At 69.9% G+C, this 15,616-nt stretch carries 10 protein-coding genes and 2 pseudogenes; 3 read left to right on the top strand and 9 right to left on the bottom strand.

Annotation, left to right across the window (positions count from 1 at the left end):
- From ACZ4Z1_RS35025 to ACZ4Z1_RS35015, 3 genes and pseudogenes are all read right to left on the bottom strand, one after another.
- A pseudogene (locus ACZ4Z1_RS35025) lies at positions 1–112 on the bottom strand (transposase domain-containing protein); the annotation flags it as partial.
- 176 nt (positions 113–288) lie between these two features.
- Positions 289–2,622, bottom strand: a complete 2,334-nt coding sequence (locus tag ACZ4Z1_RS35020; protein WP_468490708.1) for a helicase associated domain-containing protein — start codon at positions 2,620–2,622, stop codon at positions 289–291.
- A 357-nt stretch (positions 2,623–2,979) separates the two neighbouring features.
- On the bottom strand, positions 2,980–3,510 hold the full coding sequence (locus ACZ4Z1_RS35015; RefSeq protein WP_468490707.1) for a tetratricopeptide repeat protein: 531 nt from the start codon (positions 3,508–3,510) through the stop codon (positions 2,980–2,982).
- Between the two features lie 257 nt (positions 3,511–3,767).
- On the opposite strand from ACZ4Z1_RS35015, the gene ACZ4Z1_RS35010 reads away from it, so the two are divergent.
- A complete protein-coding gene (locus tag ACZ4Z1_RS35010) occupies positions 3,768–4,949 on the top strand; it encodes a tyrosine-type recombinase/integrase (protein WP_468490706.1) in 1,182 nt (393 codons plus the stop codon).
- A 4-nt stretch (positions 4,950–4,953) separates the two neighbouring features.
- A complete protein-coding gene (locus ACZ4Z1_RS35005) occupies positions 4,954–7,710 on the top strand; it encodes a helix-turn-helix domain-containing protein (protein WP_468490705.1) in 2,757 nt (918 codons plus the stop codon).
- A 252-nt stretch (positions 7,711–7,962) separates the two neighbouring features.
- On the opposite strand, the gene ACZ4Z1_RS35000 is transcribed toward ACZ4Z1_RS35005, so the two are convergent.
- The 3 genes from ACZ4Z1_RS35000 to ACZ4Z1_RS34990 are packed head-to-tail and all read right to left on the bottom strand — an operon-like array spanning position 7,963 to position 12,399.
- A complete protein-coding gene (locus ACZ4Z1_RS35000; RefSeq protein ID WP_468490704.1) occupies positions 7,963–9,264 on the bottom strand; it encodes a cytochrome P450 in 1,302 nt (433 codons plus the stop codon).
- 7 nt (positions 9,265–9,271) lie between these two features.
- On the bottom strand, positions 9,272–10,972 hold the full coding sequence (locus tag ACZ4Z1_RS34995) for an AMP-binding protein (RefSeq protein ID WP_468490703.1): 1,701 nt from the start codon (positions 10,970–10,972) through the stop codon (positions 9,272–9,274).
- Positions 10,969–12,399, bottom strand: coding sequence for a wax ester/triacylglycerol synthase domain-containing protein (locus ACZ4Z1_RS34990; RefSeq protein WP_468490702.1), 1,431 nt, complete (start codon positions 12,397–12,399; stop codon positions 10,969–10,971). The genes ACZ4Z1_RS34995 and ACZ4Z1_RS34990 overlap by 4 nt, the downstream gene beginning before the upstream one ends.
- 278 nt (positions 12,400–12,677) lie before the next feature.
- Here ACZ4Z1_RS34990 and ACZ4Z1_RS34985 point away from each other — a divergent pair, with 278 nt between their 5' ends.
- Positions 12,678–13,529 (top strand): patatin-like phospholipase family protein, encoded by an 852-nt coding sequence (locus ACZ4Z1_RS34985; protein WP_468490701.1) that lies wholly within the window; start codon positions 12,678–12,680, stop codon positions 13,527–13,529.
- Positions 13,530–13,627: 98 nt separating this feature from the next.
- Here ACZ4Z1_RS34985 and ACZ4Z1_RS34980 read toward each other — a convergent pair whose 3' ends face one another.
- The 3 genes and pseudogenes from ACZ4Z1_RS34980 to ACZ4Z1_RS34970 form a co-directional block, all read right to left on the bottom strand.
- Entirely contained in the window at positions 13,628–14,545 is a 918-nt protein-coding gene (locus tag ACZ4Z1_RS34980; RefSeq protein WP_468490710.1) for an acyl-ACP desaturase, read from the bottom strand.
- The gene (locus tag ACZ4Z1_RS34975) at positions 14,542–14,781 is read right to left on the bottom strand and encodes an acyl carrier protein (RefSeq protein ID WP_468490709.1); all 240 of its coding nucleotides are present in this window, start codon (positions 14,779–14,781) and stop codon (positions 14,542–14,544) included. The genes ACZ4Z1_RS34980 and ACZ4Z1_RS34975 overlap by 4 nt, the downstream gene beginning before the upstream one ends.
- 103 nt (positions 14,782–14,884) lie before the next feature.
- Positions 14,885–15,334 (bottom strand): annotated as a pseudogene (locus tag ACZ4Z1_RS34970) (transposase); the annotation flags it as partial.
- Between the last annotated feature and the right edge of the window lie 282 nt (positions 15,335–15,616).

The following is a 15,616-nucleotide window of genomic DNA, read 5'->3' as shown; positions in this document are numbered from 1 at the left end:
CCTGGCCCCGCAGACCCTCGACCAGGTGCCGCATCACGTCCAGATACGGCGCGGGCGAGAACAGGGCCAGCGCGAGCACGAAATACACGACCAGCGGCGCGGGCGAGGTATCGCTGCGAAGATCCGGGCACGGCTGACGGCCTTTCTCCTAGTGGCGGCAGGCGGCGTGGGCGGGCGGCACGCCCCGCGCCTGGCCCGGCGGCGTTGCCGGGCCAGGCGGGCAGTGCTGGCACCGAGAGGTCTGCTCTGGTGCGTGTCGCAGCCCCCGCGTTCGACGACGGGTGTCGCTCACCAGCGCATGCCGATGTTGGTCAGCGCGATGACGCGCTCGCGGCTGAGCTTGTTGTCCCGGAAGTGCTGGCGCTGCTTGTGGAGCCACCTGGCGAGGCTGACGGGGTCAGGGCCCTTCGTGGTGTACTTGGCCGGCACGTGCAGGTGGCCGTGGGTCCGGTAGTAGTTGCGGGCGGCCTCGAAGCCGCGCTGCCACCTGTAGTCGAAGACGGACCACACCATGCCGAGGGCATCCAGCTCGCGGATCCGTTCGGGAGACTGCTTGGTCTTGGACTGGCGCAGCGCGTGGATCCACTGGCCCAGCGCCACCGGGGGATCGGCGTCGGTGGTGAAGGCGATGGGGACGAGCAGGTTACCGTGCTGCTCGCGGTAGGCGCGCGCGGCGCTGACGTGCCGCTGCCAGGAGTCGTCGTGCACGCTCCACACCATGCCGATGTCTTCCAGGGCGGCCAGGCGCTCGTCGTCGAGGTGGATGAGCCCCCTGCGCAGGGCGCTGATGAAGGCTCCGAGTTTCACCGGAGCGTCTCCGTCCGCGCTGGCAGCGACATGGCCCCTCGGGACGAGGAGGTGGCCGTGTTCTCGGTAGTAGGTCTCGGCCGCGGCGAAGTTGCGCTGCCAGTCTTCGGCCTTGGGGGACCAGGCCATGCCGAGGGCGTCGAGGCGCTCCTTGCGGCTGGGCAGCAGGCTGCCTTTGCTTTCGGTGGCCCGCTGCCGCGCGATCCACTCGCCGAGTTTCAGCCCGCCGGGGGTGGTGGTGTAGGACAGGGCGACACGCAGGTCACCGTGCTGCTGCCGGTAGGCGGTGGCGGCACCGTAGAACTCCTCCCATGACGGTGTGGTGCTGCGCACGGCATGGGTGGTGATGGCGGTGGCGAAGTGCGCCGGGACCTCGACTCCGGTGATGCGCAGCCAGTCCGGCAGCTGGGCGGCTTGACCGGCGGGCGAGCACTCGGGGCCCGCGCCGGCGCCGAGTTGCAGGCGGGCGCTGTCGAGCTGCTCGCCGAGGGCCTCGTCGTGCGCGCGAAGAGCCCGGGCGATGCGCCACACCTGGTGAAAGGCCGAGGTCTCCAGGGCCTCCACCGGGTCCTCGTCCGGGCCGAGCAGGACGGGGACGATGATGGAGGCGACCTTGTCCTTGCGGCCTCCCAGCCGCATGGCCCGGCCCAGCGCCTGGATGATGTCGATCGTCGATTCGCGGGGGTCGAGAAAGGCGATGCCGTCGACCGCCGGCGCATCGACACCCTCGGTCAAAACCCGCGCGTTCGACACCACGACCAGGCCCTCCTCGTCTCCGCGGAGCCGGTCGAGGACCGCGCGGCGGTCCGTCACGCTCTGGGCGCCGCGTACGTGCCCCGCCCACACCGAAGGAGCCGCGGCGCCGTCGGCCGCCAGCAGGGGGGCCACGGCGGGCAGCGTCTTGGCGAACCAGTCGGCGTCCGCGACCCGGCCGTGATAGGTGATCAGCCGGCGGATGCCGTGCTGCTCGGCAGCCCGCAGCACGGCGATCTGGCGGGCCAGCATGTCCACCGCAACCGCGGAGCGTCCCACCTGATAGTGCCGCTGTCCGGCGGCCAGGGCACGGACCTCGTCATCGGTGACGACGGCGACGACGACCTGGTACTTCGCCAGCAGCCCCAGCGCCGAGGCGCGGGCGAAGGACAGCGTGTAGCTCCGGGGGCCATAGATTTTCGGGTTGTCCATGCTGACGGCGAAGTCGTCGAGACCGAGCCCCCTGCGGGTGCCGACGATCCGGGGCGTGGCCGTCAGATACAGCCGCCGGCCGGCCGGCAGCGCCACGTCGTCGTGGACCCGTGCCCAGGCTTTGCCGGCCGCTCCTGCGGTACGGTGCGCCTCGTCCACGATCCCGAGGCTCCAGGGGCCCAGGCCGTAGGAAGCGTGCGCCTCCTGCAGGACCCGCATGCCTGCGTAGGTGCTGACCACCGTCACCCGGCCCGGTCCCGCGGTCAGCCGGGCGAGTTCCGCTGGGCTGGTGGTCACGGCGGCGTGTTCGGCGCGCAGGTCCTGGCCGCGCCGGTCCATCACGCCCGGGTCGGAGCACAGGGCCACGGTACGGCCGGCGCCGTCGCCGTAGGTCTGCCGCCACGCGTGCAGGGTCTGCCCGACCAGTTCGATGCTGGGGACCACCGTCAGTACCCGGCCGGTGGGCGCGATGTTCTGTGCGATCTCGATGCCCACCCGGGTCTTGCCGGTCCCGCAGGCCATCACCGCGGTGGTGCGCTCGGTCCGCGACAGTGTGTCCGTGACCGTGGTGACGGCTTCGCGCTGGTGCGGCCACAGTTCGGGAGCACGCTGGTGGGGAGGGTAAGGCATCTGGGCTGTTCCTTTACGTTGTTCATCGGCGCTGGCCGCCAGCGCGGTAGCGGGCGGCTCAGGCGAACCTTGGCCGGGCTTCGTGGCGCGGGCCGGCGCTGGCCGTGGGGCAAGAGGTGGCGGGCTATGTCGGCGTAGGGCCTGTGGATTGGGGTGGCACAGGTTTCCATTGCGGTTGATGTGACATGAGCTTCAGTTCCTGAGCGACGCGGATGGATGAGGAGAGGTTCGGGCGGCCGTGTACCGCTCGCGCTGACATACCGGTGTCATCTTCCGAGGGTGCTGGCTGAGCAAGTCAGGCCGCCTGGTGCGGCTCCTGGCCCATGCGATCGGTGCAGCCGGGCTTGAGGCTGCCGGTCACAGCGCTTGCAGCAGTCGTCGGATGCGGTCGGCCTCGGCGGGGCGGATCCGGCGGTACAGCTCCGCGCTGCGCTGGTAGTGAAGGCGTGCGCGCTCGCGGGCGCCGGTGGCCTGGTGGGCCTGGGCCAGCAGCGCCAGGGTGCGGGCCTGCCAGAGGGTGCTGCCGGCTTGGGTGATGGTCTCCAGCGCGGCTTCCATCTCGGTGATGCCGTCGGCGATGCGGCCGAGGAGGACGTGCGTGTGGCCGTGGAGAGCGAGTGCGCGGGCGGCTTCGTAGGGTTCCTGGGCGTCCAGGAGGAGCGTGCGGGCGCGGTGGAGCTGGGTCAGGGCCTGGTGCGGCGCGTCGGTGGCGAGCGCGGTCTCGCCCAGCATGATGAGGGCGAGGCCGACCCCGCGTAGGTAACCGCATCCCTTCCAGCAGGTGATGGCCTGGGCGAGGTGCTCCTCGGCGTCGTGCGGGCGTCCGGCGTGCAGGTGGCAGGTGGCAGGTGCCGAGGCCGAGGTGGGCCTGTCCCTCGTCGCGGACATCAGCGCAGTCGCGGGCGGCGTCCAGCATCCCGGTGTACCACTCGATGGCGTCGTGGCTGCGGCCCGCCGCGGCCAGGCCGATGGCTCCGGAGGCGAGCATCTGAAACTGGAGTGCCGACGGGTTCCCTCCGGGGTGCTATGTGAAAGTTATGGCTGTTCACGCAGGTCGGGGCCGGTGGTCGATGCTTCACCCGATCGTGTGGGGATCTGACGATTCCTCGCAGGTTCCAGGAGTTCTCTTCGTATCTTGCGTGCTTGTGACGGATTCCAGGACCCGCCGCTTCTCCCTCATCACGGGTGGCGATGTAGCTGTGCAGGACCGGCCTGGCGAGCAAGAGCGGCCGGAGCCGGGACTGGCCGATGTGCTGACGCTGCAGCGGCAGAGTGCGGCAACCGCATCTGCGGAAGCAGAACGTGCGGTGTTCCAGGATTCCCTCGCCGAGTACGTGTGGGCCCGCGATGTCGCAGGGCTGTCGCCGCGGACACTGGAGTCGCTGGTCCAGCCGGTGCTGGAGATCTGTTCGTACTACGACGTCATGCCCTGGCAACTGAGCTCACGGCAGCTGGACCAGTACTTCGCGGGCCCAGGTAGGCGCCCGCGGCACAACACGATCCGCTCGAAGATCAATCGGATCGATCTCTACTACGCCTTCCTGGAGCAGCGGTACGCCGGCGAGATTCACCGGCGCTTCGGCGCGGTGGTCCAGTCGCCGGTCGATGCGTTCAACCGGCCCGTTCACCGCGGTGATTTCGGGTTGCGCATTCCGCCGTCGGCGCGGGCGACGAAGGAGTTCTTCGCCGCGTGGCGCGCGGCTCTGCCGCGGGCGCGGAAGTATCCCGTGGCGGTCCGCAACTATGTGATGTCGAAGCTGACGTACATCTCCGGGGTCCGGGCGAAGGAGCTGTGCCAGGTACAGCTGGGGGAGGTGCACTGGGAGAACGGCCAGTGGGGCCGGTTCCTGGTCCACGGCAAGGGCGCCGGCGGCTCCGGCCCGCGTGACCGGGAAGCCTTCCTCTTCGAGGAGGGCCGCGCGCTGTTGTGGTGGTACGTCGAAGTGGTGCGGGGCGAGTTTCCCGATGATCCCTGTGATCCGCGGGCGCCGCTGTTCCCGTCCGAGCGGCTGGCGAGTTCGCTGGCCGGCATGGAGGGGCTGCTCGCGCCGCCGGTGGGGCCCGACACATTCCGGCGGGCGCTGAAGATGGCCTCGCGCGAGTATCTGCGGGGGCCGGTCGGTGTGCTGTTTCCGCATCTGCTGCGGCACGCGTGCGCGACCCACAACTATGAGCGGGGGATGCCGTTGTGGGACGTGCAGGTTTTGCTCGGTCATGTCTGGGCCTCCACCACGGTCGGGTACCTGGCGACCGCGAAGGGCGATCCGGAGCGGGCGAGCCTGGAGTCGTCCCGGCGAGCGGTTCGCCGGCTGAGCACGGAGGCGTGATCCGGTGAAGTGGAATCTGCGCTGGGCTGCGGCCAAGCGCGACATCTGGCGTCCGACCCAGTTGCAGGCGGCCTTCCGCCAGGTGGGGTTCACCCCGTCGTTGAGCAAGGTGGCCGCCCTGTGGTCGAACAAGCCGGTCACCGTCCGGCTGGAGGACCTGGACAAGATCTGTGCCGCCCTGCACTGCACGGTCGCCGACCTGATGGAAGCCGAGCCGGTCGCGGGGCAGCCGAGCAACGCCCGGAGAGCGAGCAGCGGGCGGTCGGCGAGAGCAGGCCCGTGCGCCCGGTTCCCCGCCCGGGCAGCGGCGGGGCCCGGCGCCCGCTGCCGCCGAACTGACCCGGGTCAGGCCATGATCAGGGGGTTTGCTCGGCTGGGGTCGTGCGCAACGTGTGCGGGCTGGGGAGCGGTGAACGGGAAGACGCTGTGCCCGTGGTGCGCGTGGGCGTGGCGCCGGGTGGCTGCGGGCCGGGACGGCTGGAGCCAGGCACGGTGCCGCCGCTGCGCCTGGAGTGTTCCGGTGACGCGGTCGGGCGTGTGCGCGCCCTGCCTCTTGGCGGCCCGCCTGGGCGAGGACGATCCCTGGGCCTGGGGCGAGCTCCGCGGCGAGGACCTCGCCCCGGGCCGGCCACGCCAGCTCGTGCTGGGCATTGAGGGAATTTCCCTGCCCGAGGCCCGGCCGGTCCGGATGCCCCAGGGCAAGCCGGGGCGGCGCTACAGCGTTCCCGCCTGGTTACGGGCCCGGTCGCCCGAGCCGCTCCAGGACGATCCCCGCATCTGTACGCCCCAGGTTCCCGGGCAGCTGGAGCTCTTTGCCACCCCGGCTCGCCGGTTCGCCCGTACCCATGCGGCCCGCATCCGCGACCGGCACGTCCCCGGCTTCGAGGCCGTCGCCGGGCACCTGCGGCAGATGGTGGACGAACGCCGCATCAAGGTCCGCACGATGTGGATCTGGCGGTTGGAGGGCTTCGCCCGCCTGGCCCTGGCGGCCCGCGACCCCGACCAGCACCAGGTCGCCGCCGAGGCCCTGCACGACCTCCTGTACTACGGCCCGGTCCTCGGGCAGGCTCTGCAGCGGGCCGGTCTGCTTGCATCGCCTCCCCCTGCCCGTCTGGTCCCGCCCCGCAGCACCGGGCCCACCCGCCAGGGCGGGCAGCGCGACCCGGAGCTGCGGGGACAGTGCACGCACTGCCTGGCCTGGGCGAACGACCGCCGGACCCTGTGTGCGCCGTGCACAAGCTGGAGCACTGAGATCCGCAAACACGGCGGCAGCGAGACCGAGTGCGAACGCTGTCACCGCACATTGCTGCTCAGCGGAGGCATGTGCCGCAGGTGCCGGATCGTCGTCGCCGAGACCGAAGTCGACGCCGCCCAGGTCGCGATGGTGGGCGGTGATCAGCTGTGGTTCGCCGGCCTCCACGCCGCCGCACTGGCCACCGGACCTATGCCTCCGGGTACGGCAGCACACCACGGCCGCTTCGACCTCAAACGCCGCCGCGCCCGGGCCGCAGCCCAGCGCCGCCTGTCCGAGCATCTTCTCGACCCGGCCCAGCTGGAGCTCTTTGCGGCCCCGCCCAGGGACTGGTCCCGCCTGGACACCACCCACCCGCCCGCCCTGACCGAAGCGGCCGCCGCCCTGGTGGCCGACTTCACCACCTACATGCGCAGCCGCGGCTGGAACACCAACGCCTTCAATGGCAACATCCGCACGCTGCGCATCGTGACCGGCCACCTCGGCACCGAGCTGCTCATCCGCGAGACGGACATCCGGGCCCTGGCCTCCCTGCGCCCCAGCCTGAACGGTGCCCGCGTCCTCAACTACTTGCGCCTGCGCGGGCTCCTGGAACCCCAACCACCCCAGGAACCCAACATCGCCCGCGCCCGCCACCACGCCTGCTCCGTCAGCCAGCCGGCCTTCGCCGCCGCGCTCCACACCTTCATCGACGTCCTCACCGGACAAAGCAGCATCCCCAGCCGGCCCCGCAGGCCCAAGACGGTCGAGAACTACGTGGTCACCGTCCTGCCCACCGTCCACGCCTGGAGCGCCGCTGGCCTCACCGGCCCCCGCCAGATCACCACGGAGCACATCGAGGGCGTCCTGGACCCGCTGTGCGGCGATCAAGCCCACCGCCTGCACACCGCACTACGGTCCCTGTTCCGGGCCCTCAAACGCGAACGCCTCGTCTTCCGCGACCCCGCCCGCAACATCTCGCTCACCATCAGCCGACCGCTGCCCGCCTCACTGCCCGCCGACCGCATCGCCGGCCTACTGGACCAACTCGACGACCCGCGCGACCGCCTCATGACCGCCCTCGTCGCCATCCACGCCCTCCTGCCCGGACAACTCACCCGCCTCCTGCACGGCGACCTCGACCGCAGCAAGGGCCGACTACGCCTACGCCGGCCGGGCCACAGCGACCACCTGGTCTACCTCGACGCCTTCACCCTGCGCCTGGCCACCGCCTGGGAACACCGCCGTCACCGACGCTGGCCCGACAGCTCCAACCCCCACCTGTTCGTCACCCGCAACACAGCCGTTGACGACTCCGGCCTACCCATCAGTGCCGACACGGTCTACAAGACCTTCCGACGGCTCGGGCTGCCGCCCAGCGTCCTGCGCATCGACCGGATCTACGACGAAGCACGCCACAGCGCCGATCCCGTCCGGCTGATGCAACTCTTCGGCCTGTCCAACCACTCCGCCACCCGCTACGTCCTGGCCGCGCACCCGGACAAGAAGAACGGCCCCATCGCCCCGTGAGGCGTCACACGGAGACCCACTGGCCGTTTGTTCCATATTCTCGGGCGTGACGCTGACGACCATCTCGGCGCGCCGCCATCACCGGCTTGTCTGCCGCCCAGTGCGCAGGTGGAGGGGCACAGGTCCCGGTGCTGGCCGCACATTTCGGCGCCCAGTCGGTACCGGACGGAACGGTGATCCGAGCATCCATACTGCCCGGGTTCTTCGCGCCGGCGGACTGCCCTCGTGAGGCCGAAGCCCTTTCCTTTCCCGTCAGGAGCGGCGACCGGTGCCGCTCTGTGCGACTGTGACGGGGACGGCACTGATGCCTTGCAAGAAGCTGAGCGGGGACCAGGGGAGCTGCTCGGCGGGCACGGCGAGTTTCATGTGTGGCAGGAGCCCGGTGAGCGCGACCAGCACGGTCTGGATCTCCGCGCGGGCGAGTTCGGCTCCCGCGCAGTAGTGGCGGCCGTGCCCGAACGCCTGGTGAGGGGGTGCGGGCCGCCCGGGCAGCAGGCGGTCGGGGCCGGGATACGCGGCGGAGTCGTGGTTGGCGTGGTCGAGAGCGGCCAGGACGACGTCGCCGGTGTCGATCCGGGTCCCGGCAATAGTCATTGGGCGGGACGCGAAGCGCCAGGTGGACAAGGCTGTGGCCGACGTCAGTCGCAGCAGCTCTTCGGTGATGGGCCGCAGCAGAACGGGGTTGTCGCGCAGCAGGCCGGCCAATTGGGGTTCCTCCATCAGCCGGACCGCACCGTTCGCGAGGACTGAGACCGTGTTGAGAGTGTTCCCTGCGATGAACTGGAAGAGGATTCCGACGGCTTCGGACGCGCTGAGGGTGCCGTCGCGCCACGCCGTGGCAGCCAAGGTGACGATGTCGTCGCCGCGCCGGTCGCCGGCAGGCGCGTTGCGGCACTGCCGGAGCAGTCTCATCGCCATGCTGCGGACATCGGTAACGACCCTCAGATAGCGGGGATCGCCCGAGCTCAGCGGCCCGAACAGCGTCGCGCCGCCCTCCCGGACGAGTTCGCGGTACTCGTCGGGGACACCGAGGATCGCGCACAGGACGCGCACGCTGAGGGGCTCGAACACGTCGCCGACGAGTTCCCCGCCGCCCCGAGCCACGAACGCGTCGAGCAGCCGGTCCGTCTCGGCGCGGATGAGGGGCCGCCACCGCGCCGTGGCCCGGGCGGAGAACGCGTGCTGGGTGACGCGGCGTAGCCGCGTGTGGTCCGGCGCATCGAGGCCGAACAGGTGCCGCACCCCGGGCGCGTACCCGTCCTCAGGGTAGCGGCGCCCCCCGAAGGGCGGCTTCCCGTCCGGCAGGCTCAGCCAATCCTTGATCAGCCGGTCGTCGTCGAGGACTTGCTTGACCTCTTCGTATCCGGTGACGATCCAGGTCGGCAGCTCGTCGAACAGCAGGACCCGGTCGATCGGGCCGGGCAGCGCGGCGAGGGCGGCATGGATGGCGTGCGAGCAGCCGTGCGGAAGTTTCGGCAGCGGACGCGCGGGGCTCTCGTCGCCCAGGGCGGTGGGACGGTCGTCCGCGCCGGGACGGGCGTCGTCGTTCGGCATGAATTCCTCACGTCTCCCTGTCCTGCGGCGAGTCCTGCAGCGGCCCGTCCGTAGCGAGCCGCCGCGCTGCGGCGAGGCGCTGCCACTTGCCGCTGGTGGAGCGGGTGAGATAGTGGGGCGGGACGAGGTGCACCCGTAAGGGCGCGGCGCCGAGTTCGGCGCCGACATGGCCGCGGAGCCGCTCCGCCAACACGGGGCGGTCATCCGCCGGAAGGTCGGTTTCGGCGACAAGTCCGATACGGTCGTCGCCGTCCGGTCCGATGTCGGCGAACGCCACAACATGACCGTGGTAGACACCCGGCACCTCGTGGGCGAAGTGCTCCACGTCGGTGGGGAAGTAATTGCGGCCGTGCGCGATGACCATCTCCTTGCGGCGGCCTCCGACGTACAGGTTGCCGTCCAGCCAGAACCCGAGGTCGCCGCTGCGCAGCCAGCCCTCGTGGAAAAGCTCGGCAGTCGCGTGCTCGTTTCGGTAGTAGCCGGGTGTGACCGCGGTGCCGCGCAACTCGATCTCGCCCAGACGCCTTTCGCCGCAGACCGCGCCGTCCGCGACGATGCGGAGCTGCAACCCCTCGACGGCCGTGCCCACGCGCACCAGGCCGGTCGCCCCCGCGTCGTCGCGCGATACCGGACGGACCTCTCCCCGCGTGCCGAGCAGGTCGCGGTCGACCCACGTGGTTACCGGGAGAGCGCCGGGAGGGGGAAAGGCGATCGCCAGGGTCGCCTCGGCCATCCCGTACACCGGGTACATCACCGACGGCGCCATGCCGGCGGGCGCGAACGTCTCGGTGAACCGTTCGACGGTGCGCACGGAGATCGGCTCGCCGCCGTTGAACGTCAGCCGCCACGACGACAGGTCGATCCCGTCGGACATCCGTCCCGCACGCGCCGCGTCGACCATCAGGTCGTAGCTGAAGTTCGGGCCGGTCGTCAGCGTGCCGCCCACGGCGGACAGCAGGCTCAGGAACTCCTCGGGGCGGCGGACGAACGTCCGCGGCGTCACCGCGTGGGTGCGGCCGCCGTTGAGGATGTTGGTGAGCATTCCAAACAGGCCGAGATCGTGGTAGTGCGGCGCCCACTGCACCCAGACATCGCGCGGTGTCATCTGCGCCGAGACTGCGATCGCGGCGAGCCCCGCGAGGATATTGCGGTGTGGCAGCATGACCCCGCGCGGCGCCATCGTGCTGCCCGAGGTGAACTGCACGACCGCGAGATCATCGGCGCCCACCTGAGGCAGGGCCCGTCCTGCGGGCAGGTCGATATCGGTCTGCACGAGGCGCAGCACCGGCACGAGCTCCCGCAACTGGCCCGCCACGGCTCGGTGGGCGTTGTCGGTCACGAGGGTGCGCATTTCGGCGGCCTCGGCGAACCGCCGCAACTGTGGTGCCTGCGCAACGGGAAGGACTGTCGCGGCCGCGCCCGCCCGCATGATCCCGAACAGGACCTTGAGCAGGTCGGGGCCGAGGCTCATCAGTACGCCGACGATGTCGCCCGGCCGGACACCCTCCTCCAGCAGCGCACGGGCGAAGCGCGCCGACGCCTCGTCCAGCTCCGCCGGCGTCGTCCGGCGCGCCCGGGCGTCGGCGTCCGGGAACTGCACGGCCGTGTCGCGCAGGGATACGGAAGCGGCGACTTCGGCCAGCGCCGCGCCGAGTGTCGGTTGCGACCAGGCGCCCGAGACCGCGCCGCGCTCGTCGAGTCGCTTCATCCCCAACTCCCGTCCGGCTCGGGTTCGAAGATAGCGGTGAACTCCTCTTGGACGAGCTGGTGGAATCGCGACGGGTCGGTGAACGCGGCCGGGTCGATGTTGAGCGCGACGCAGGACGTGTCCCCGTGCGAGACCATGGTGGCGTTGCACGCGCTTCCGGCACGGGGCGCGAACGTCATGTCCTCGACGAACTCCGCCCCGGCGATGTAGCACGGCCGTGAGTAGCCCGGCACGCTGCTCACCCACAAGTCGATTTTGCTCAGCATGTCGTACGCGGACATCCGCAGGGCGATCCCGGGAATCCAGCAGGCCATCGCGCTGACCAGCGGGATCACCTCCTCAACGAGGTCGTTCCGCTCCCGCTTGATCAGCTCGTGGACCGCCCGGACGCGAGCGGCGGGATCGATGTCGCCGAAGGCTCCCCGCAGCAGCATGACGCCAATGTGGTTGCCCGGCCCCCGATGCCCGAAATCCCGCAGGTTGACGGGCATGGCCGTCGACAGATTTTCCGCGGTGGCGTTGAAGTGCCTGTGGTACTTCTGACAGGCGCCCAGCACGGCCGCGACGAAGACGGCGGCGGTGCTGGTCCCGGTGCGCTCCGCCGCCCTGCGCAGTGCTGACCCGGGCACTTCGACGGTTTCGAACCGGCGTCCGAGACCGCGTCGGCGCAGCAGCGCCGAGCCAGGCAGCAGTTTGTACTGACCGGCGGGCCAGGCGATGTCCGGCGGGCGGCAGGCGGCGGGCGTCGGATCTCGCATCAGGGTCTGCGCCTTGCCGAAGAAGTACTGGGCGGCGCGCCCGGTCTCCTGGGCGATCGCGGTGGCCATGGCTTGGAGGTGCTGGTTCAGCCCGGTCAACGCGGGATGGTGGGCTCGCGCTATCGCCTCGAACTCGAACGGTCGCTCCTCGTCCTGGCGGGCCTCGGGTGTCGACGGCAGCAGCCGCCTGAGCATCTGGACAATGCCGATACCGTCGGCGAAGCAGTGGTGCCATTTGAGGATGAGGGCTGCCCTGTCTCCCTTGTACCCTTCAACCAGGATCGCCTCCCAGGGAGCACGCGTCCGGTCAAGGTCCTGTCCGGCCCACCACTCGACGGCGTGGAGCAACTGGCGACGGTCTCCCGGCCCGGGGAGCCGGATGCGGCGCAGATGGTCGTCCAGGCGGAACTCCGGATCCGGCGACCATGTCGCGGGCCCGGTCTCGGTGGCGAACTCCAGGACGCGCTGACGCAGCCGGGGCACCCTTTCCAGGCACCACTTGAAGCACCTTCGCACCCGCTCCCAGTCGGGCGCCGAGGCCAGCACGTAGATCGCGACGACGTTCATCGGCAGTCGGGGATCACGGCTGACGCGCCACATCCACGCGTCACCGCCGTTCATCGGTCCGGGGAGGGCCCAGTCGTGTAAGGGAGCGTGGTCGATGCTCACAGCCAATCTTCTTTCGTGTCAGCTTCGTGAAAGGCTCGTTCGGCTTGCGGGCGACGCACCGTTGCAAGACCGTTTACACTCCGGGACGCGGCACGGCGCCTTATTTCGCGCTCCTGACAGGGAAAACAGAATCCGCCGGAAAATCACCGAACGGCATGCCGTCATTGCCTCGGTGACCCGTGATCACATTCACCCGTGACCGCGTCTACGAGGTCCGGGAACCGCGAGTTCTGCATGAGCACTTCACACTATCAAGTTATTAGCTTAACGTGGCCCTCATGGCTGGGCAATACCCAACTGCGTTCGTCTTCAGCGGTGGTGGAAACGAGGTGGCGTCGGAGATCGGAATGATCTTCGCGCTGACCGAGTCAGGGATTCGGCCGGACCTTATCCTGGGTTCGTCCGCAGGCGCATGGCTGGGGGCGATCTTCGCCGCGCAGCCCGATCGCCGCGGACTCACGGCCATTTCCAACTTCTGGGCGCAATACCTCGGATCACCGCGACTTTCTCGTACGTTCACCAGGGCCGTATTACGCCTCTTCTGGCTTCCGGTGCAGGAGGACACCCAGCGCGCGCTGCGCGTCGTACTGGCGCGCCACCTGCCGATACGGCGGTTTGAGGACCTGCCGGTGCCCTTCCAGTGCTCCGGCATCAGCCTGCGTTCGGGACAGATCGAGTGGTTCTCCAAGGGTGAACTGCTGACGGCGCTGCTCGCCTCGTCCGCGGCCCCCGTCCTGCAACCGCCGGCCTTTCGAGACGGCACGTGGTACCTCGACGGGGGACTGGTAGACCTCGTCCCCCTTCGGCGAGCCCTCAGCCTGGGAGCTCGCACGATCTACATCCTCCCGGCGACCGACCTCAGACCATTGTTCCCTTTCTCCCCACGCGTGGAAGTCCCGCCCGTAAATACCGCACTGACGCTGAGGTTCCAGGAGGCGCTGCAGCACGTGCCCGAGGGAACGGCCGTCCATATCCTCCCGCTCGGGCGCAGGAATCCGCCGCTCGGGCTCGAACTGTACCGCCGCATGCTCCGCCTCGAACTCACCAACCCTTTCCGTGACTCGGAAGAAGAGGCCCGGCTCGCCTACCGGGCCACCATCCGCTATCTGGCCGATCACGCGGACACATAGCGGCGGACAGCGAGCAGCGGGACGGCGCGGAAACGGGCGCCGGCCCGCTCGGGCTTCCGGCTCGCAACGCGCGTCCTACGAGTACTGGCCGCCTTACGTCACCGCGGCGGGAGATCACGCGCGGCTACCAGTTCCAGATGGCGCACATAGCGCGCGATGCGTTCTTGGGCCTGGTGCCCTTCGGGACGCAGCCCGCCGATGTCCAATAGCGCGAGCTTGCGCACGAAGGGCGCCACCACCGCTTCATAGTGGATGCGCGCGCCGTAGACACCCCCGGCGACGATGTCACGCGTCAGCGCGGCGAAATCGGCCGAGACGTGCCCCGGAAGCCGGAAGCCGGGCAGCACGTCGGCGACAGCGGTGAGGACGGCATCAGGATCGCGTTCCAGCGCGGCCTGCAGCACGTTCCGGTAGAAGATCATGTGCAGGTTCTCGTCGGCGGCTATGCGACCCATCATGCGGTCGCAGACGGGATCGCCGCTGGCCGAACCCGCGTTGCGGTGGGCCACCCGGGTCGCCCACTCCTGCAGCGTCGTGTAAGCGAGGGCCTGCAGGACCCCGTCTTGGTCGAAGCGGTACCCCGTGGTGAGCTGACGCATGCGAAAACGTTCGAGCGCGACCGGATCGACTTCCCGTGCGGTCAGCAGGTAGCCGCGCAGTGCGATGGAATGGCGGCCCTCCTCGGCGGTCCAGCGATGCACCCAGTCACTCCAGGGGGCACGCTCACCGAACGCCGTCAGGAGAATGTGGTAGTAGCTGGGCAGGTTGTCCTCGGTCAGCACGCCGAGGAGCAGCGACGCGCGGGCCGCCCTTGACAGGCGCGACTGCCCGGGGGCCCACGGTTCGCCGTTCTGCGGGCCCTCGAAGTCGCGTCCGCGGCTCCAGGGGATGTACTGGTGGGGGAACCACTCCCTGGCCTCGCGCAGGTGGCGGTGCAAGTTGTCCTCCACCACCGGCCCCAGGTCGGCCAGAACCCCGCGACCGCCGGTGGTGATGCCGGCGACCCTGCTGCTCATATCGGCACCCCCTGGGCGAGTTTGGCCAGGTCGCCCACAGTGCGCGCCATGAGCAGGTCCTCTTCGAACAGTTCTGCGCCCGTCCGTTCCTCGACGAGCACGACGATCTGCAGCAGCCGCAGTGAATCGCCGGACGGGAGCCCCAGCAGCAGATCGTCGTCGGCGATGTCGCCGGGCTCGACTCCGAGCACCTCCGCCACCGTAGCCCGCACCACGGCGGCTATGGAATCGTCCATCCGTGCTCTCCAATCGATTGCCGATATATCGGACGTCCTTCGAGGTGTGACGCCTGGGGCCAGCGTGAGCACCCGTCAGAACGGTGCGGATTGGCAGTCCCGCCACGCAGCCGTTCACCCACAGCGTCGCCACAGTGACCACCGCATTTTCGGTCTTGCCGTATCGGCCCAGCCACTGCCGGCCCATGTGCGCGGTCGCCGTCCCGTCCTTGGGATCCCCGGAGTCGTCGATCACCAGCACCCCGCCCGCATGCGGGGCCGTGCGGATCGCCTTGCGGCTGCTCCAGGCGGCAGGCATTGACCCGCTCACGCTCCCACGGAGATCCGGAAGGGAGAACTGCAGCCGCTGCACCGCCGGGTGCTGGGATCCGGCCACTGGTTCCGCCCCGGCCAAGCAAGCAGGCGTCTTGTTCCGCTCTTGCGGGACCAGCAGCCCGGTCACGTACTAGCGGAAGCCCTGCCGCTGGGCCAGCGGTTCGAGCAGATCATCGAAGTCGACGGCGTAGCCCTTGAGCGGTCCCGGCGCCGGTGGACACGGACGACGAGCGGTCATGGCAATCACCCCTGTTCGTCCTTTTACAGCGACGGCTGCCCGACGTCAACAAGCCGTCGATGATCGGGTGTTCGACATCCCGTGAGTTCGCACATTTCACCGGCCTGTCCGGACACACCTGCCACGCCCGACACGGTGCGGCCCTGCCCGGGCGGAGCGAGGAAGCCAGTCACACGCCCGCTCAGCCCCGGCGAGAACGCTGACGCCGAAGCCGACAGTCCTCGTCGAGCAGTCGCCAGTTCTCCTCCACCAGCACACGTTTCCTCTCCCGAGGTGCGCGGG

This window comes from Streptomyces sp. NPDC030165, from assembly GCF_055573595.1.
The sequence above is the reverse complement of the archived record's forward strand: the minus strand, read 5'-3'. Positions and strand labels throughout refer to the sequence as shown.

Bases quoted from the DNA above. Each gene is read 5' to 3' on its own strand.
- ACZ4Z1_RS34985 (WP_468490701.1), top strand. From the start codon at position 12,678: ATGGCTGGGCAATACCCAACTGCGTTCGTCTTCAGCGGTGGTGGAAAC.
- ACZ4Z1_RS35020 (WP_468490708.1), bottom strand. From the start codon at position 2,622: ATGCCTTACCCTCCCCACCAGCGTGCTCCCGAACTGTGGCCGCACCAG.
- ACZ4Z1_RS34995 (WP_468490703.1), bottom strand. From the start codon at position 10,972: ATGAAGCGACTCGACGAGCGCGGCGCGGTCTCGGGCGCCTGGTCGCAA.
- ACZ4Z1_RS35015 (WP_468490707.1), bottom strand. From the start codon at position 3,510: ATGTCCGCGACGAGGGACAGGCCCACCTCGGCCTCGGCACCTGCCACC.
- ACZ4Z1_RS34980 (WP_468490710.1), bottom strand. From the start codon at position 14,545: ATGAGCAGCAGGGTCGCCGGCATCACCACCGGCGGTCGCGGGGTTCTG.
- ACZ4Z1_RS34975 (WP_468490709.1), bottom strand. From the start codon at position 14,781: ATGGACGATTCCATAGCCGCCGTGGTGCGGGCTACGGTGGCGGAGGTG.
- ACZ4Z1_RS35000 (WP_468490704.1), bottom strand. From the start codon at position 9,264: ATGCCGAACGACGACGCCCGTCCCGGCGCGGACGACCGTCCCACCGCC.